Below are 17,967 nucleotides of genomic sequence, written 5' to 3'. Positions count from 1 at the left end.
GAGCGGAGTGAGAGATCATGAACGGTTTTTCGTTCATGATATAATAAAAACGTAGTGAGGAAATGCAAGCTTGCTTGCAATTTCCGAGCGGAGTGCCAAGATCATGAACGGTTTTTTCGTTCATGATATAATAAAAACGTAATGAAGAAAATACAAGCTTGCTTGGATTTTCTAAGTGGAGTGCCAAGATCATGAACAGTTTTTTCGTTCATGATATAATAAAAACGTAGCGAGGAAATGCAAGCTTGCTTGCAATTTCCGAGCGGAGTGAGAGATCATGAACGGTTTTTCGTTCATGATATAATAAAAACGTAGTGAGAAGTGTTTCGAGAAAACCCCACACAATTGCTTATAAATTTCGAGTGGAATATAATAAAAATATTTTATCTTCTTAAATACAAAAAGATAAGTTCAAATAAGGCGGTGAGTATATGGATATTAAGGTAAATCAAGCACAGGCAATTCAAAATGTTGTTCAAAAGGCTCCTGTTCCGGAAGCGGATGGATCTTTTAAGTTTACCCTAATTAGCAATATACAGGAACAGGAGTTACAGGCAAGGTTGAATCTTCTGATGGAAGATATTGTTCAGCAGGGAAAACAGCTGGGCAAACGTATGGATATTAGGGACATGAAGCGGTATCGCCAATTAATTCACGATTTTATGAACGAAATTGTGAACCGCTCCCATAAGTTTTCCAGAGAGAATTTCCTTGACCGAAGAGGAAGGCACCGGGTATATGGAATCATTCGTTTAATCGATCAAAACTTGGATGAATTGGCTTTAGAGCTAATAAAAGAAGAAAAGGATCATTTAGCTATACTTAATCGGATTGATGAAATAAGGGGACTTTTGTTGGACATACTTGCGTAGTGAAAGCGAGGGATTTCATGTTAGATTTTAATCATATTGTTGGTCATGAACAAATAATAGAACATTTAAAAACTGCAATCAGAACAGGCAAGATATCCCATGCCTATCTTTTGGCAGGTGAAGACGGTTCAGGTAAGAATATGCTTGCAAATGCTTTTGCCATGGCTTTACAATGTGAACAAATAAGACAAGGTAATATAGGGGATGCAGCAGAAGTAAAAGCCTGTGGAATCTGTAAATCTTGTATTCAGGCGGCTTCTGATAATCATCCGGATATTATACGTATTACACATGAAAAAGCCAGTATAGGAATTGATGATATACGAATTCAGTTAAATAACGATATTCAGATAAAACCTTATAGCAGTCCCTATAAAATATACATTATAGATGAGGCTGAGAAATTAACGGAGCAGGCTCAGAATGCTCTGCTGAAAACAATAGAAGAACCACCCCAATATGGTATCATATTATTATTGACCAATAATCTAAATTCCCTGCTTCCAACTATTTTATCCAGGTGTGTTACTTTGCATCTGAAACCAATTGACAGCGAACTTATGATAAAATACTTGATGGAATATTATCAAATTCCTGATTATCAGGCGGAACTTAGTACCGTTTTTGCCCAAGGAAACTTGGGAAGAGCTATACAATATTCTTCTTCAGAAGAATTTGCAGAAATGAAGAAAAATGTGCTCCATCTCTTAAAATACATAGATGATATGGAGCTTTATGAAATAATAGATGGGTTGAAAAAAATATCGGAAAATAAAGCACAGGTTTTTGATTATATTGATTTAATGATCTTATGGTATCGGGATGTGCTGTTATTTAAGGTAACGAATGATCCGAATCTATTAATATATAAGAGTGAATTCCAGGACATATCAAAACAAGCAAATAAACGCAGCTATGAAGGTATTGAGAAGATTATAGCAGCTATGGAAAAAGCGAAGGTCAGACTAAATGCTAATGTGAATTTTGATTTAACTATGGAACTTATGCTGCTTACCATAAAGGAGAATGGAAATGATTAATGTAATCGGTGTTAGATTTAGACGGGCAGGTAAGATATATTTTTTTGATCCTGCCGGATATGAGATAAAACAAGGGGATAAAGTAATTGTGGAAACAGCAAGGGGAGTGGAATACGGTCATGTTGTACTTGGACCTAGGGACGTGGAGGAAGAAAAAATTATTCAGCCGCTAAAACCGGTTATACGTTCTGCAACCCCGGAAGACGATGAAATTGAAATTAAGAATAAGATAAAAGAAAAAGAAGCTTTTGACATCTGCCTTGAAAAGATTAAAAAACATGGATTAGAAATGAAATTAATTGATTCGGAGTATACTTTTGATAACAATAAAGTATTATTCTATTTTACAGCAGATGGAAGAATCGACTTTAGAGAATTGGTAAAAGATTTAGCATCTGTATTTAAAACACGTATCGAATTACGCCAAATTGGAGTAAGAGATGAGACGAAAATCGTAGGAGGCATTGGAATCTGTGGAAGGCCTCTATGCTGTCATACCCACTTGGCTGACTTTGCTCCCGTATCCATTAAGATGGCCAAAGAACAGAATCTATCCCTAAATCCCACAAAGATATCGGGAGTATGCGGAAGATTAATGTGCTGTTTGAAAAATGAAGAGGAAGCTTATGAAGAATTAAACAGTAAACTTCCTAATCCGGGAGACATGGTAACAACTGTTGACGGCTTAAAAGGCGAAGTGCAAAGTGTCAGCGTTTTAAAACAAATTGTTAAAGTTGTGGTTACCTTGGAAAACGATGAAAAAGAAGCCAGAGATTATAAAGTGGAAGAACTTAAATTTAAACCTAAGAGAAAGAAAGAAAAAATTACTATTGATGAGGAACTAAGAGCTTTAGAATTACTGGAACAAAAAGAATCAAAATCTAAGTTAGATGATGAATAACTTGATAAATCCGGGGATGAATAAATCTAAAGGATGGATATAAAATATAACTGTCATTCTGATTGTAGTTCAGCATAACTGAGCATTAATGGATAATCCGCTACTTAACGGGTATAGAGATTATTTCATCAGTTTAGTTTGCTGACTTGTTCGGAATGACAGCTTTTATTGATTTGTATATAAGATTTTCTATAAAGGACGGCAGGGAAATGGATAGGAATCATATCTTACTCCCGGATGAAAGATTAGATGATTTGCACAGGAACAATTATCAGATTATACAAAACAGTAAAAAGTTCTGTTTTGGTATGGACGCAGTACTTTTATCCGGATTTGCAAAAGTGAAAAAAGAGGAATTAGCCTTAGATTTAGGTACAGGAACCGGTATTATACCCATTCTTTTAGAAGCCAAAACAGAAGGGAAACATTTTACCGGACTGGAGATTCAAGAAGAAAGCGCCAATATGGCAAAAAGAAGTGTTACACTTAATAATCTGGATGAAAAAATAGATATTGTGGTTGGTGATATTAAGGAGGCCTCCAAAATCTTTGGTGCAGCCTCCTTTCATGTAGTTACCAGTAATCCGCCTTACATGACAGATCATCACGGACTGACTAATCCGGATCTTCCTAAGGCAATTGCCAGACATGAGATTTTATGCAGCCTTGATGATGTGGTAAGAGAAGCTTCAAAAATGCTGAAACCAAACGGAAGATTCTATATGGTTCACAGACCTTTTCGTCTGGTAGAAATTCTGAATAAACTAACCCAGTATCATTTAGAACCTAAACGATTAAAAATGGTACATCCCTTTATAGATAAAGAACCTAATATGGTTTTAATCGAGTGTTTGAAGGGCGGTAGATCAAGACTTACGGTAGAGTCACCGTTAATTGTATATAAGGAACAAAATGTGTATACCGATGAAATTTATGATATTTATGGATATTAATTTACAGATATAAGCTTTAAATGAAAGCAAAGAAATGGAACTTAATTTGGGTATGTTTCTAGACCGAAATATAGAAATTGTATAGGAAGGGGAGTTTTATATGCCGGGAACATTATATTTATGTGCAACTCCAATTGGTAATTTGGAAGACATCACCTTTCGTGTCATTCGTACATTAAAGGAAGTTGATCTGATTGCAGCAGAGGATACAAGACACAGCATTAAGCTTCTGAATCATTTTGAAATTAAAACACCTATGACCAGTTATCATGAATTTAATAAAAAGGAAAAGGGACCCCAGTTAATTGAACAATTATTGCAAGGGGTTTCTATTGCATTAATAACTGATGCCGGTACTCCCGGTATATCAGATCCGGGAGAAGACCTAGTTAAGCTTAGCCTTGATGCAGGAATTGAAGTAACATCTCTGCCAGGCCCTGTGGCCTGTATAACTGCGTTAACTTTATCCGGACTGCCAACAAGAAGGTTTTCTTTTGAAGCTTTCTTACCTTCTGATAAAAAGGAAAGACAACAGGTTTTAAAGGAATTACAAAGGGAAACCAGAACTATTATCCTATATGAAGCTCCTCACAGACTATTAAAGACTTTAAAAGAGTTATATGAAGCGTTAGGAGATAGAAAGATTACCATAGTAAAAGAAATTACAAAGAAATATGAGAATGTTATGCCTGTTACCATTTTAGAAGCAATCAGGTATTATGGTGAGGAAGAGCCAAAAGGGGAATTTGTACTGGTAATAGAAGGAAAACCAAGGGAAGAGATGATAAAAGAAGAACAAGAACAATGGTCTTCTATGTCCCTGGAGGAACATATGAATCTGTATTTAGAGCAGGGGCTGAATAAAAAAGAGGCAATGAAAGCAGTGTCTTCAGATAGAGGAGTACCAAAAAGAGAAATATATCAGCAATTACTTCAGCAGACAGAATAAAACAGAAAAAGGGTTTCCCAAGATAACTTGGGAAACCCTTTTAATAAGTACTACTCAATGATTCCAGCTAATTTAGCCAGTTCAACAATAGATTCTTTGGAAATCTTCTTTCCATGGAAATCATAAAGATTATCTTTTGAACCGCTGAATATGTCGGTAGGTTCATATTTTTGTAGAACGATTCTATCTTCGTCGACAAAAATTTCAAGTGGATCTCTTTCACCTACACCTAGAGTTCTTCTTAGCTCGATAGGAAGTGTTATTCTTCCTAACTCATCTAATCTTCTTACAATTCCTGTGCTTTTCATATGCGTACCTCCTATAATACTCTATATAAAATATCACAATCAAAAACTAAAGTCAATAAATTATTTATAATTATTGGAAATATTTTAGAATATTTTTGATATTAATGTAAAATTATAAAATATATCTAAAATTTGTTATCTAAAATTATGAATATTGTACTATTTTTATCCAAGAAGAATATAGTGGATAATAAGAAAAACAAGTAGGATAGCAAGGCTTATGTTAAATTATTTATGGGGATTTATGATTGTAATTGGTATTGTTGTAGGTGTACTGACAGGAACCATTGGTGAAGTCAGTACGGGAACCTTGAATTCTGCCAAAGAGGCTGTTACATTATGCATTACCATGTTAGGTTTTATGTCATTGTGGACCGGAATCATGCAGGTTGCCAAAAGTGCAGGAATTACGGAAGCATTTACAAGGTTTTTAAGACCTCTCATCCGATTACTGTTTCCCGACTTGCCAAAAGACCATATTGTGAATGAATACATAGCATCTAATTTTATTGCCAACATATTAGGATTAGGCTGGGCTGCAACACCAATGGGTCTTAAAGCTATGACAGAACTAAAAAAATTAAATAATAACAGCGAAATTGCCAGTTGTGATATGTGTACCTTTCTTATCATCAATATATCGTCTCTTCAATTAATACCTGTGAACATAATAGCTTACCGAAGTCAATACGGTTCCGTCAATCCAACAGAAATTCTTGGGGCGGCTTTAGTAGCTACAACAATATCTACCATAGCAGGGGTCATATTCTCTGTTGTTGCTAGAAAACTATGGAAGTCCCGTTAACTACATTATAAACTATTTTTGTAAAAAAGGATAGAGGAATTTTTGTAAAATATAAAAAGTTTTGAATTTTTATAATATTAGATACTTAATTACTGTTTGGAGGATGATATATGAAATTTCTGTTATATATATCGGATTATATGATACCTTTTGTTCTATTCTACATAGTAGGTTTCGCTTTATTAATGAAGGTTCAGGTGTTCAGTGAGTTTACTAAAGGAGCGGAGGACGGATTTAAAGTAGTACTTAATATTTTACCCACTTTGATCGGTTTAATGGTTGCAATAGGTATTTTAAGATCATCAGGAACTTTAAATCTTCTATCCGGCATACTAAAACCCGTTACCCAATTCCTTCATTTTCCTTCGGAATTAGTACCCCTGGTTACTGTAAAATTGTTCTCCTCATCAGCCGCAACCAGTTTAGTTCTGGATATATTCAAAGAGTATGGCCCGGATTCTTATTTGGGACGGCTTACCTCCATTATAATGAGCTGTACTGAAACAGTTTTTTATACTATGAGTATTTATTTTATGACAGCAGGAGTAAAGAAAACCAGATACACATTAGCCGGCGCTCTTTTTGCTACTTTTGTGGGAGTTTTAGCTAGTACTGTGATAACTAATTTATTATTTTAAATAATTTTTCTAAAATAAAATCATTCTGAACATAATACGAATCCTTCCGAAAAACTTAGGTTGTATAAAGAAAGAATCTCATAACTATACGATATAATTATAAGATTCCTTCTTAGTTCAGAATGATATTATTATTTTACTAATTTAATTCTATAATCAATTTCTTTAATGCATCCAGTGCTTCTTCCGGTAATTTATCAAAGCCGCCTTTTGCTTCATTTCTGGACTCTACGAATTTAACTCTATCTTCCAATCTGGCTTTTAGTTGAGCCTTATATTCTGTATCCCTTAAATCGGGAACAAAGCCTTCCCATTCCATAATTTCCATTTGTGTAAAAGGCCCCCATGGTTTGAAAGTAGCTTTACCTTCTACGATTGTTTCCAGTATACCCAGAGTATCAGATGGTTTTACCTTCTTGCCCATGAATTCTCCCGTATTTATTATGTAACAGTCAACGTTTCTTTCACCCACTAATTTCTTAAATTTTTCATAGTCATTTACCAATGGATAAGTTCTAAATGGATTGGCATAAGGTTCTACTACCAACATATTGGGGTCCACACCGGGAGCAAGTCTTTCTGCGGAAGATCTCTTGGTTGCTAAAGTAGCCCCCATAACCGAAGCAAGCTCTGCTCCGCTTAGTTTTACAATGGGAGGAAGGGTTGGATCTTTCATAATCCAGAAAATTGCGTTAACCGGTTCTTCAATTTTATCTACACGGTTTGGTGACCATAACTTAGATTTAATAGCTCTGCCGTTACCGTTACGAATGTCTTCTGTAACCAGAACTACTTTGCCATCTTCATCTAAGGTAGCAGAACAGTTCTGTGCGGTTAATAAATATTTATTATCTTCACAGTTTGTGGGATAATCTTGTGTTTTATCAAAATAAGTAGGCTCTATAGCAATGGAGGAGCCGGTTTCCGTATTGATAATAAAAGCATCATCATGGAGAACAGTCACATCATATTTTCCACCATGTTTAGCATGGGTAATTGTAGATTTACCAGAGCCGGATAATCCAAATACGGAAGCTACATAAGACTTTCCTGAGGGCAGATTATAACGCTTTTGTCCTCCGTGGCAGGAAGCATATCCGTTACGGTTGGCAATTGCCCAGGCAATGGTAAGAGTACCTTTTTTATGCTCACCAAAATATCTCATACCTAAAAGTGCAGCACAGTTGGTTCCGGTATTAAAGTAGGTCAGGCCAAGGGGATGTTCAGGATGTTTCCATTGTGGATTTGAGAAAATATATATATCAGTTTCATCGGCTATTGGTTTGGATTCTTTGTACATCTTTACATATTCATCGGACATATACTGGAAGTTTAGCATCCATGAATATAATATGTTTTCTTCGCCTTCAGGAATTAAAAGATGAGCTTTTACCATGAATTCAGGATCAAGGCCAATATAAACCTCAGCATGATACAAAATCGAATATCTGGTATCATATACTGCATTCATAAGTTTTAGGTCTAAATCATTACAATCCACACCAGGCTCTCCGGCAATTCTTCTGGCAGCAGCACAACGGCCTGTTACGGAACCATCATTAAATAATAGAACCTTTGCATCTTTTTCAAGACCAAATTCCTCGCCTCTAAATACAGGCATATCGGTAACAATTGTGCCAGGAGAGTTTTTTGCAAGTTCATATGCTTCTCTCAATGTATTTACCTTTACTACATTGTTTCCGTAGAACGCCGCTTCAATAATAGAGCGGGTCTTAGAAAAACCTGGTTTTCCAGCGCCAATTTCATCCCGTTTAAAATAAGCTTTTGTAGACATTACCATATCCTCCTATATTATAAAAATGTATATATATTTTCTATCAATACATAAAAAATAAATGAATTGTGAAAAAACTTTATGTATATGATACAAAAAATATACCAATTATAAGTATAGAATTCTGTTTGGCAAATGTCAATGAATCTAAGGAAAAATTAATAAATTTTGTTAAAAATTTAACTAATTTACAATTTAGATATAAAATTACAGATTCATATGTAGAAAAATCCAGTTAAAAACCATACCCTGTTAATCAGAAACAATTCTTCATGTCTGATTAGCAAGATATGGTTTGCATTAATTCACACAGTATGGGTTATTTTTGTCCTTCTATCCATGTGTCTAAGCGGCCGGCAATTATATCAAACTGGGCAGGACCTAAATTCAATAAAAATTCATGAAAATCTTTTAAAACAAATTTATCACCCAGTGCTTTTTCCGCAGTTTCCCGTAATTTAAGGATTTCTAAGTATCCAATACCATACTGAGGATAAAGGGCAGGTTCTTCAATCATAGTCTGATATAAAACCTTAACAGTTGAAGTATCGTTAATTCCAAATGATTTTAAATAACTTGCAGTTTCAGCAAGAGACCAGCCTTCATAATGGATACCTATATCCAAACGGCAGTAAAGCGCCATATTAGCCGACATACTTGCCTCTAAAAACTCTGCTACATTTTTATCAAAACCCGCTAAGTAATAGGAATAATATTCTACATAAGTTGCCCATCCCTCTACATAACCACCAAAATTTAATAAACTTCGAATAGGTGCAGGCTCCAGATCTCTGAAGAAAACGGATTGGTATAAGTGACCGGGGTAACCTTCATGTGCTATTGTGGTAAAGATTTGTGATAAATCATAGGAAGGGTTGTTGTTAATATATATTACATTATCCTTATAATTGTCGATGGGAGGTATTAAGTACATAGCAGGGCTTAAATGCTCCCGTAAGGATTCGTGAACATATTTAATGGAGCAGCTTACCGCAGGAGTTGCAGGAAAGTCTTTCTTAATCTCAGCTTTTAAGTATTCGATGATTTCAGTAGGATCCGTTAATGGATATGTTATGGACATAACCGTATCTGTTAGGGTAGGATCTTTCATCAAAAGGGAAGTGAGCTTTAGCATATTGCCGCTGATATTATCATCCAGCATTTTCTTAAGTTCCGGCACGGACTTGGAAGAACCGGTATTTGTTTTTATTAAATATTCATAGAATTCTTTGCCGTGATCATAGTAACATAGGCCCCCATCATTGGTTCCGGTACCTTTTAACTGGGTTAAGGCAAATATTAAATTCTCATAGGCGGGAATAATATAATTTGTAACCGCTTTCTCATTTGTTTCCATGTATGAAGCAATCTCAGCCTTTGTTAATCCCTTATAGCTTTTTACTTTATCATTAAATACATCAATTAAGTAATTATTTTCTTTATCTGCAATAAATGCTTCACATTGTTCAATAATGCTGTCAGCAACTTCATCGCTCATAAAAAGTCCTGCTGCAGATTTTTCTTTTTCAAATTCAATGATTTCGTCAAAATAGTCCTGTACCTTCGGAAGTAGTTCAAGATAAGTTTCAATATCATCCTTTTCGTAGAAAGTGTATTCAGCAAGAAGAACAGGAAGCTGGGCCTGAATCCCGGTAGTGGGCCCCAGAATTTCATTATATAGAATTAAATCCCCCTTTTCAGTTTCTAAACCTAAATCCATTTTTAAAATATCATAGGTAAGCTTTTGAGAATCTGACAGAGAATTATAATCATACTCTTCTAATCTTGCTAAGTAGTTTTCAGAGGAGATCAGCATATCTTTTAAGTAATTTACAGAATAGTGTCCAAGAGAGACTTTCGGATCTATAATTCCATAATTCTCAGGTTGTGCCAAGGAATAGTTTAAGGTAAGTGTATCTTTTTGTACTTCAGTTCTGAATATTTCATCTAAGAATTTGTCAAATTCCTTTCCATCTTTCTTTTTATCTCCAAGTCGGGAGCAGCCTATTAGGAGGGTGATAAGAAGAAGTAAAAGAAGGGAAAATATAAAATGCTTTTTTCTTTGTCTCATTATATGTACCAAGCCTTTCTGAAAGATTTCAATAAGAAAACTTCCATTTCTTTAAAATAAATTCATTAAGAATGTATTTGGTGAATTCTTAAGTAAATTGTCTCATATACAAAAGTATATTAGTTGCTATTATTTGTCAATAAAAATACCAATTTTTAAGAAATAATTAAGTTTTACCTTACTATTAAATTATGATAGGAAAGTTTATCTCATTCATAGATGTATGGAATTTAAAAAAGTGACGGAATAAAAAAATAGACCTAATTACAGGGCTGCAAAATTACCAATAAGGAGAGGATAAATAAAACATGAAATAAATAAAATATATATATAGGGGATACAGTAATTTCCATAAAAGCATTTAATTTTTAAAAAAGCAAGGGTAGAACTAAAAAAATATAGTAAATACATATATATTTATAGATTTTCCATATGAATGTTGATATAATGATACCAGTTTAGATTTAGAGTATTAGCTTAATGTAATAAGTTAAAGGAAAATGGTGCAAAAATGAATTATATATATGAAAGTCTTAAAAGATACCCAATTATATCGGCAATAAAGAATGAAGAAGGATTACAGGCTTGTTTGAATTCTAAATGCGAAGTGGTTTTTATCCTTCACGGTAATATATGTACCATTGAAGAAATCGTTGATACCGTAAAGTCAGCAAAAAAAATAGCAATTGTTCACGTAGATCTGATTGAAGGTTTATCTAATTCTGATATAGCCGTTCAATATATTGCAAGCAACACTTTGGCAGACGGAATTATCAGTACCAAATCCAATATGCTGAAATCGGCCAAAGAAAGAGGTTTAATGACCATTCAAAGGGTTTTTATGATTGATTCCATAGCATATAAGAACTTTCATGTCCATGTAAACAAAAGTCAAATTGACTTTGTTGAAATCCTTCCCGGTGTTATGCCAAAAATCTTGAGAAATTTAACGAGAGTCTCTAATATACCAGTTATAGCAGGGGGGCTAATCAGTGATGAAGAAGACATTCAATTGTCCCTTGAATCGGGAGCTATAGCTGTATCTACCACCGATGAAGAGTTATGGAATTATAGGAAAAATTTAACACATATGAACAAATGACATTTAATCATCAAAAGCATATCTAACAAAAGAAAATAAGGCCTCTGATGCCAGTACATTAGAGGGAATGATAAGAAAGTAGGAAGTATCCCCTTTGTAATCTGTATTTTTCATAAAACGGGATTGGGATAAATCAAGAGCATAAGCCTTTTTAACGGAATCCATACCTTCTACATAATATAAGTATTCATTTAAATTACTTAATAAATTATTAGGAAGAAAGTCCTCCAGATCCATAAGAGGGATATGTGTACTGTAGTGCTGTACCAGTTCAGGAGTGGTCACAATAAAATCCAGTTCTTTTGCTGCTATATAACCGGATATTTTACCTTGGCTTGCAACCACATATTCAGAAGCCGAATCAAGCTCTATATATAGAGAATCATCGAAAACAACTCGCTGCTTCGAGTTCAGGTTCAGGTATTTACCAAAATCTTCAGCAATGGCCCCTGCATCAAAAAGGTTATAATCATCATTGGAAAAAAAGCCTTGCAGCACAATCTCCCTGGAGCGTTGATGCAATGCATCGGCAATATAGAATACAACTAAGGCAGCAAGCATTAGAAGAAAGAAATAAACTTTATAATAGTCCCATATATATCCAATCTTTTGTCTTATATTCATTTGTTTTAATTTACCGTATTCATTGGAAAAATGAACGGTATATTTCTTCTTATCCATATGCTTTTCTCCTTTGGTAGTATTAGCTACATTTTAGCATAGTGCTTTTTGGTATGCAATGTAAGAAAGAAAAAATAAAGAAAGGTGTCCTGTTGGGGGCCGTATCGTTGTTTATCTATGATGCGCAGGTTTTGACTATGTTTAATAATTTATTTAATCCGGAAAACTCATTCTGGGAATTTATGACCAATATGACCAATGTATTATTTGTTGGGCTGATATGGCTTATATGCTGCATTCCTATTATCACCATAGGAGCTTCCACAACTGCCTTGTATGATTACACTTTAAAAATGGCAGATAATAGGGAGGGCTATGTGCTAAAATCTTTTTTCAGATCATTTAAAGATAATTTTATAAAATCTACGTTGTTATGGATTCTTATGTTACTGGGAGCAGGTTTCCTAGTGGTGGATGGATACATATGTTTACGAATGGGTACCCCCTTCGGTAAGTTTTTATTCTTTGCGATTGCAGCTATTGGTATTATGTATATTATAATTTGTATTTATATTTTTCCGGTATTGGCCTTTTTTCAGGTGAATATAAAAGAAGGGGTTAAGAATGCATGTATTATGGGGGTGGGAAGTCTGCCTATAACTGTTTTAATTATTATAATACTGGCAATGGGAGGACTCATAATCTATACTGCTCCATATCTTATATTTGCACTTGGAAGTTTTGCTGCTTATGTAAGTTCGTTCTGCTTTCTAAGTGTATTCAGAAAATTTGTTAATATAGTTGAAGCAGATGGAAAATAATTTTGGAAAAAATTTTAAGAAAATTGGAAGAACAATTGTAATATTTTAACGATAAAATCCTTTTGTCTGTCAAATAATTGTATAAAATTTAAAAACATTCTTATTAAATTAGTACATTAATTTAAAAACTGCACATAAAATATAAATAAAACTTGCATTGTTATAGATATAGTGTTATAATATGCATAAATTTAAAAGAGATAATAGTTGCGGTAGAGAATGAGAGAAGAAGCAGCTGTTTGCTTAAGGAGGGAAGACTATGTCTATCTGCTCCTGGGAGACAAGCTTGTTTGTTCTTTTTTTTATGCCCATTATTGTTCACTGAAACCTTTATAAATTTATGGATCAGTAATCTGATCAAAGGATTTGTATATAGCCGGTATTTTAATCGCCGGTTAATAATTTATGATAAGGTGATATACCAATAAACTTAGGGAGATAAGAAAAGAGTATAAGCAATACAGGAGGTGAAGAATGATAATTTTATACTCACACTTCCATTGTCAATGGGTTTATTCTTCGTGATTTGTGACATGCTGCCTTGGCCGCCCCAAATGACGAAAAGCAATTTTAGTTTCACGCTTATCATACATTTTATAAAATATAGGAGAGACTCATTTTAAGTTGAAAGGAGAAGGTTTATGAAAAAGAGATTATTATCAGTAATTCTTGTTTTAACAGTTTGTATTACTATGTTGGCGGGGTGTGGAAAAAAGGAGACAGAAGAAACAAATAACAAAGCTGAAACAAAATCCGAAACAAACCAAGAAACAAAAGAGCCTGTAGATGCATCAAAATATGAAGTGAAAGAACCAATTACAATTAAGTGGTGGCATGCTCTGGAAGAACAATATTCCCACGTAGTAGAAAAAGTAGTAAATGACTTTAATAGTTCACAAGATTTAATAACAGTAGAAGCTGAATATATTGGAAGTTATTCCGATGTTAATGAAGCATTGGTAGCAGCACATGCAGCAGGAACCGGGCTTCCCGGAGTTGTTGTAGCGAACACCCCATATGTTGCCGAATATGGTGCAAGCGGTTTAACTGAAGACCTAACTCCGTATATTGAAGCAGCCGGCATGGATATGAACGACTTTGGTTTAGGCTTAGTAAATGCTACTTCTTATGAAGGAAAGCAAGTATCCGTTCCATTCTTAATTTCTACACAGGTTATGTACTACAACGTAGACATGGCAAAGGAATTAGGTGTAACTATACCTGCTAAAATAGACGATATGGATGAGTTCTTAAAATCAGTATCAAAATTTAATGCAGATGGAACTACAGATGTTTATGGTACTATTATTCCTGGATGGGATCAATGGTATTTTGAAACTTTCTACTTGAATAAAGGCGTTAACATAATAAATGAGGATGGAATTTCCACAGATTTAGACAGTGAAACAGCAGTTGAAGTAGCTAATATGATTAAAGGCTGGTGTGATAATGGTTATGCATACTGGGCAACCGGTCAGGATGCATCCTCTATCATGCGTCAAAACTTCATAGATAAGAAAGCATTCTCAGTATTACATACAAGTTCTTTATATAACACTTATGTAGACAAATGTGATTTTGAAGTAGGCATGGCATGGTACCCGGGTGACAAAACAAATAATTCTGAAGTAGGCGGATGCGTATTATTAGTACCTTCTAAAAACGATCAGGATGTTAAAAATGCCTCCTTTAAGTTCTTAGAATACCTGGTAAGTGAAGAAGTTAACATGACATGGGCAACAGATACCGGATATATGCCTACAAGAAAATCCGTTCTTGAAACAGAGGAAGCTCAGAAATTTTTAGCTGAAAAACCAGCATTCCAAGCTATTTTTGATAACCTTGACTTAATTAATCCAAGAATTCAGCATAAAGCTTGGAGCCAGTTAGCAGAGATCTGGAAGAGTTATATGGCCGAAACAATTATTGAAAAGATGGATGTTAAAGAGCAAATGGGAAATATGGCAGAAGAAATTAATGAAGTACTGGAAGATCAGTAATGGCCAAGTAAACCAAGACAGAAGAACTTAATGAATAGGAACTCCTCTGGCAAGGAATACCCAAAAGGAGTTCCTTTTTCAAATTAATTCATTAAAGGGGGCATAAATATGGATGCAGATGTAATAAAGCAAAAGCCTAATAAAATAAAAAAACGCACCTACTTTACCTATGCTATTTCATCAGCAAAAGATTTTACATGTGTTTTACCGGCGTTGGTACTTTTGGCGATATTTACATATTATCCTATTGTAGAAGTAATACGTATAAGTTTTACAGACTGGAATTTAATTAATGATAGTTATAAATATGTTGGTTTTAAAAATTGGGAATGGCTATTTGCCGGTTCTGGTACAAAATATTTACTAAACTCTTTAAAAATTACCGCCCTTTACTCATTAGGTGAAATAGCAATTACTTTAGGCGGTGGTTTACTTTTTGCATTATTATTTAACCAAATAACAAAAACATTCTCTGTGTTGCGAGCAGTGGTATTTATGCCCAGATATGTTGCCATGTCCTCAGCAGCAGTGGTATTCTTATGGATTCTTAATACAGATAATGGTATATTAAATTATTTCCTTGGAACCTTAGGACTTGGCAAAGTTGATTGGTTGGGAAATAAAAGTACAGCGTTAATATCTGTACTTATTTTAACAGGATGGAGAGCTATTGGATATGGTATGATGATTTACCTTTCTGCAATGCTTAGCATACCAAAAGATTACTACGAAGCAGCAGCCTTAGATGGGGCTAACAGTTTCAAAAGATTTTGGAAGATTACAATTCCAATGCTTTCACCTACCACATTATTCTTACTTGTTACTACATTTATATCCTCAATGAAAGTATTCCAATCCGTAGATATTTTAACAGATGGAGGGCCATATAGATCAACAGAGGTTATTGTATTTATGATTTATAAGTATGCAATGCAGGATTTCAGAATGGATCGTGCCTCCGTAGTTGCAGTATTTTTCTTTATCATTTTACTTATTGTAACTGCATTAACTATGAAAGTATCTAAGAAGAGTGTGAATTATGACTCTTAATGTATTAAACGGAAATTAGAGAAGGAAAGGGGATAAAAATGAGCACGATGAATAATTTGGACTATCGCAGTAACAATGCGGCTATTGCCAAAAAAAAGATAGCTAAAGTATTGCAATATGTAGTTGCAATCATAATTACAATTATAGTAGCATTTCCAATTTATTGGATGTTAATTTCATCTGTAAAATCCCAGGATGAAATATTATTAAGCATTCCTACATTATGGCCTAGAGAATGGCATTTTGAAAACTATGTAAATGTGTTTGCGAAGGCGAATTTTGGTAAGTACTACATTAACACCATTATTATGACAGCCGGTATTTTAATATCAGAAATTTTAACAGGTATACTTGGAGCATATGGTTTTTCTATAGGAAAGTTTAAAGGACAAAATGTCTTATTCCTGATTGTATTAGGTGCTTTAATGATTCCTATACAGGTAACATTTATACCAATTTATATTATGTTTGCAAAATGGGGATTAACCAATACCTTTTTAGGCTTAATACTGCCGAATACCGTTTCACCATACTATATTTTTATGCTGCGTCAGACTTTCTTATCAGTGGACAACAGCTATATTGAAGCTGCCAGAGTAGATGGAATGGGCAGACTTGGTGTTATATTTAAAATTTTAGTTCCTATGTGTAAATCTACCATTGTAACTATAACTTTAGTTACTTTTACCACCGGCTGGAACAGTTATTTCTGGCCAAAGATTATTGCAAAGGATCAACCCCGTGTTCTTACCGTAGGTTTGGCCCATCTTAAGAATACATTTGCAGGCCAGGCAACCATGAACAACCATGAAATAATGGCAGGTGCAGTGATGGCAGTATTACCGGTTATTATATTATTCTTTATATTCCAGAAATATATGTTAACAGGATATTCTAAGGCAGCCATGAAATAATAGATACCTATAAGGAGGGTGGAATGAAAAGAAGAATATTAAAGACATTCTTTCCATTGTTATTGGTATTAGCTATATGTATTAGTTTAACAGCATGTAACAGTAATTCTAAGTCAAATATTTCTCAGAATACCAGCACTATGGAACTGGATGCAGGGGAAGGCAGTGAGACTCAAATTGACCGCCGTAGTGAAATCATGGAACGGTCAAGAGATGAAGGGAAGTTTACCATATACTATTTGGATTTACCCACCATTGAGAATGCAGAGGATAAATCGGGGGATTCTTCGCTTTTAATTTCACCGGACGGAAAAGTCATGCTTATTGATGCAGGTCTGTCCCAATGTGCTCCACGTATTATTAACTTCTTAGAAGAACTGGGAATCGAAAAAATTGATTATTTTGTTGCTTCCCATCCTCATATTGACCACATTGGAGGCTTCTTTGGAATAGCGGATAAGTTTGAGATAGGTAAGGTTTACCGTAATAAAGTAGAGTATACTACCAACACATATAAAAAATTTGCAAATGAACTTGAATCCATGAATATTCCGGTGGAATATTTGGAAGAGGGAGACGAAATAACCTTTGGTTCTGAAATTCAGATCAAAGTATATAATCCGCCGGCAGTAATTGAATACCCTAAGGATTATCCCAATAACAGTACACAATTCATCAATGACAGTTCTATTGTAATGAAATTCATATACGGGGAGTCTACGGCTTTATTTGCCGGAGATATTTATATTACCAGGGAACGTGATTTGGTAAAGGCTTATGGAGATGAGTTACAGACGGATGTAATAAAAGCAAACCATCATGGAGCAGATACCTCTAATTCCAACCGTTGGATCAAAAACATTCAGGCGAAAATAGTAGTTGCCATGAATGACAAAATAGATGGCATGTCTGTTTATAATAACTTTATAAAAGCAGGAACTGCTTATTATCACACAGCATTAAATGGTCATGTTAAGGTAATAATGGACAATCAAAAAAATTATACCGTTATTAATCAGTATGATAACTGGAACAATGCAGCTCCAGAAAATACTGGCAATTAATGATTTACAAATATTAGTTTTTCTAATAAAATAAGACTGAAATAAAATAGCATAAGAAAAGAG

At 34.4% G+C, this 17,967-nt stretch carries 17 protein-coding genes; 13 read left to right on the top strand and 4 right to left on the bottom strand.

Features of this window, described 5'->3' with window-relative positions; genetic code table 11:
- Window positions 1-431 precede the first annotated feature (431 nt).
- From BM183_RS17035 to rsmI, 5 genes are all read left to right on the top strand, one after another.
- A complete protein-coding gene (locus BM183_RS17035; protein ID WP_091688228.1) occupies window positions 432-872 on the top strand; it encodes a YaaR family protein in 441 nt (146 codons plus the stop codon).
- A 17-nt stretch (window positions 873-889) separates the two neighbouring features.
- Complete coding sequence (holB, locus tag BM183_RS17030; RefSeq protein WP_091688226.1) at window positions 890-1,912, top strand: DNA polymerase III subunit delta'; 1,023 nt, start codon at window positions 890-892, stop codon at window positions 1,910-1,912.
- Entirely contained in the window at window positions 1,905-2,813 is a 909-nt protein-coding gene (locus tag BM183_RS17025) for a PSP1 domain-containing protein (protein ID WP_091688224.1), read from the top strand. Before holB ends, BM183_RS17025 begins: the two co-directional genes overlap by 8 nt.
- 209 nt (window positions 2,814-3,022) lie before the next feature.
- Window positions 3,023-3,766 carry a tRNA1(Val) (adenine(37)-N6)-methyltransferase gene (locus BM183_RS17020; RefSeq protein WP_091688232.1) on the top strand — a complete coding sequence of 248 codons (744 nt, stop codon included), beginning with the start codon at window positions 3,023-3,025 and terminating at the stop codon, window positions 3,764-3,766.
- A gap of 100 nt (window positions 3,767-3,866) precedes the next feature.
- Entirely contained in the window at window positions 3,867-4,715 is an 849-nt protein-coding gene (gene rsmI, locus BM183_RS17015; RefSeq protein WP_091688222.1) for a 16S rRNA (cytidine(1402)-2'-O)-methyltransferase, read from the top strand.
- A 50-nt stretch (window positions 4,716-4,765) separates the two neighbouring features.
- Here the strand turns inward: rsmI and BM183_RS17010 are convergent, their stop codons facing one another.
- Entirely contained in the window at window positions 4,766-5,023 is a 258-nt protein-coding gene (locus tag BM183_RS17010) for an AbrB/MazE/SpoVT family DNA-binding domain-containing protein (protein WP_091688219.1), read from the bottom strand.
- Window positions 5,024-5,243: 220 nt separating this feature from the next.
- Here BM183_RS17010 and BM183_RS17005 point away from each other — a divergent pair, with 220 nt between their 5' ends.
- A complete protein-coding gene (locus BM183_RS17005) occupies window positions 5,244-5,828 on the top strand; it encodes a nucleoside recognition protein (protein WP_091688217.1) in 585 nt (194 codons plus the stop codon).
- 110 nt (window positions 5,829-5,938) lie between these two features.
- A complete protein-coding gene (locus BM183_RS17000; protein ID WP_091688215.1) occupies window positions 5,939-6,466 on the top strand; it encodes a spore maturation protein in 528 nt (175 codons plus the stop codon).
- Window positions 6,467-6,605: 139 nt separating this feature from the next.
- Here BM183_RS17000 and BM183_RS16995 read toward each other — a convergent pair whose 3' ends face one another.
- On the bottom strand, window positions 6,606-8,261 hold the full coding sequence (locus tag BM183_RS16995; protein ID WP_091688213.1) for a phosphoenolpyruvate carboxykinase (ATP): 1,656 nt from the start codon (window positions 8,259-8,261) through the stop codon (window positions 6,606-6,608).
- Between the two features lie 319 nt (window positions 8,262-8,580).
- Window positions 8,581-10,332 carry a DUF885 domain-containing protein gene (locus tag BM183_RS16990; protein ID WP_091688211.1) on the bottom strand — a complete coding sequence of 584 codons (1,752 nt, stop codon included), beginning with the start codon at window positions 10,330-10,332 and terminating at the stop codon, window positions 8,581-8,583.
- A gap of 511 nt (window positions 10,333-10,843) precedes the next feature.
- On the opposite strand from BM183_RS16990, the gene BM183_RS16985 reads away from it, so the two are divergent.
- Window positions 10,844-11,434, top strand: a complete 591-nt coding sequence (locus tag BM183_RS16985; protein ID WP_091688208.1) for a glycerol-3-phosphate responsive antiterminator — start codon at window positions 10,844-10,846, stop codon at window positions 11,432-11,434.
- Between the two features lie 3 nt (window positions 11,435-11,437).
- Here the strand turns inward: BM183_RS16985 and BM183_RS16980 are convergent, their stop codons facing one another.
- Window positions 11,438-12,115 carry a hypothetical protein gene (locus BM183_RS16980; RefSeq protein WP_091688206.1) on the bottom strand — a complete coding sequence of 226 codons (678 nt, stop codon included), beginning with the start codon at window positions 12,113-12,115 and terminating at the stop codon, window positions 11,438-11,440.
- 137 nt (window positions 12,116-12,252) lie between these two features.
- Here BM183_RS16980 and BM183_RS16975 point away from each other — a divergent pair, with 137 nt between their 5' ends.
- The 5 genes from BM183_RS16975 (at window position 12,253) to BM183_RS16955 (ending at window position 17,904) form a co-directional block, all read left to right on the top strand.
- Complete coding sequence (locus BM183_RS16975) at window positions 12,253-12,876, top strand: YesL family protein (protein WP_170848055.1); 624 nt, start codon at window positions 12,253-12,255, stop codon at window positions 12,874-12,876.
- Window positions 12,877-13,517: 641 nt separating this feature from the next.
- Window positions 13,518-14,876 carry an ABC transporter substrate-binding protein gene (locus BM183_RS16970; protein ID WP_091688202.1) on the top strand — a complete coding sequence of 453 codons (1,359 nt, stop codon included), beginning with the start codon at window positions 13,518-13,520 and terminating at the stop codon, window positions 14,874-14,876.
- 108 nt (window positions 14,877-14,984) lie between these two features.
- Complete coding sequence (locus BM183_RS16965) at window positions 14,985-15,926, top strand: carbohydrate ABC transporter permease (protein WP_091688200.1); 942 nt, start codon at window positions 14,985-14,987, stop codon at window positions 15,924-15,926.
- A 38-nt stretch (window positions 15,927-15,964) separates the two neighbouring features.
- Window positions 15,965-16,840 carry a carbohydrate ABC transporter permease gene (locus BM183_RS16960; RefSeq protein ID WP_091688198.1) on the top strand — a complete coding sequence of 292 codons (876 nt, stop codon included), beginning with the start codon at window positions 15,965-15,967 and terminating at the stop codon, window positions 16,838-16,840.
- Window positions 16,841-16,863: 23 nt separating this feature from the next.
- On the top strand, window positions 16,864-17,904 hold the full coding sequence (locus tag BM183_RS16955) for a ComEC/Rec2 family competence protein (RefSeq protein ID WP_091688196.1): 1,041 nt from the start codon (window positions 16,864-16,866) through the stop codon (window positions 17,902-17,904).
- Window positions 17,905-17,967 lie beyond the last annotated feature (63 nt).

Source organism: Anaerocolumna aminovalerica, from assembly GCF_900115365.1.
Classification (GTDB): domain Bacteria; phylum Bacillota; class Clostridia; order Lachnospirales; family Lachnospiraceae; genus Anaerocolumna; species Anaerocolumna aminovalerica.
The sequence above is the reverse complement of the archived record's forward strand: the minus strand, read 5'-3'. Positions and strand labels throughout refer to the sequence as shown.

Excerpts from the sequence above, each read along its gene's own strand:
- BM183_RS17035 (WP_091688228.1), top strand. The coding sequence starts at position 432 with ATGGATATTAAGGTAAATCAAGCACAGGCAATTCAAAATGTTGTTCAA.
- holB (WP_091688226.1), top strand. The coding sequence starts at position 890 with ATGTTAGATTTTAATCATATTGTTGGTCATGAACAAATAATAGAACAT.
- BM183_RS17025 (WP_091688224.1), top strand. The coding sequence starts at position 1,905 with ATGATTAATGTAATCGGTGTTAGATTTAGACGGGCAGGTAAGATATAT.
- BM183_RS17020 (WP_091688232.1), top strand. The coding sequence starts at position 3,023 with ATGGATAGGAATCATATCTTACTCCCGGATGAAAGATTAGATGATTTG.
- rsmI (WP_091688222.1), top strand. The coding sequence starts at position 3,867 with ATGCCGGGAACATTATATTTATGTGCAACTCCAATTGGTAATTTGGAA.
- BM183_RS17010 (WP_091688219.1), bottom strand. The coding sequence starts at position 5,023 with ATGAAAAGCACAGGAATTGTAAGAAGATTAGATGAGTTAGGAAGAATA.
- BM183_RS17005 (WP_091688217.1), top strand. The coding sequence starts at position 5,244 with ATGTTAAATTATTTATGGGGATTTATGATTGTAATTGGTATTGTTGTA.
- BM183_RS17000 (WP_091688215.1), top strand. The coding sequence starts at position 5,939 with ATGAAATTTCTGTTATATATATCGGATTATATGATACCTTTTGTTCTA.
- BM183_RS16995 (WP_091688213.1), bottom strand. The coding sequence starts at position 8,261 with ATGTCTACAAAAGCTTATTTTAAACGGGATGAAATTGGCGCTGGAAAA.
- BM183_RS16990 (WP_091688211.1), bottom strand. The coding sequence starts at position 10,332 with ATGAGACAAAGAAAAAAGCATTTTATATTTTCCCTTCTTTTACTTCTT.
- BM183_RS16985 (WP_091688208.1), top strand. The coding sequence starts at position 10,844 with ATGAATTATATATATGAAAGTCTTAAAAGATACCCAATTATATCGGCA.
- BM183_RS16980 (WP_091688206.1), bottom strand. The coding sequence starts at position 12,115 with ATGGATAAGAAGAAATATACCGTTCATTTTTCCAATGAATACGGTAAA.
- BM183_RS16975 (WP_170848055.1), top strand. The coding sequence starts at position 12,253 with ATGTTTAATAATTTATTTAATCCGGAAAACTCATTCTGGGAATTTATG.
- BM183_RS16970 (WP_091688202.1), top strand. The coding sequence starts at position 13,518 with ATGAAAAAGAGATTATTATCAGTAATTCTTGTTTTAACAGTTTGTATT.
- BM183_RS16965 (WP_091688200.1), top strand. The coding sequence starts at position 14,985 with ATGGATGCAGATGTAATAAAGCAAAAGCCTAATAAAATAAAAAAACGC.
- BM183_RS16960 (WP_091688198.1), top strand. The coding sequence starts at position 15,965 with ATGAGCACGATGAATAATTTGGACTATCGCAGTAACAATGCGGCTATT.
- BM183_RS16955 (WP_091688196.1), top strand. The coding sequence starts at position 16,864 with ATGAAAAGAAGAATATTAAAGACATTCTTTCCATTGTTATTGGTATTA.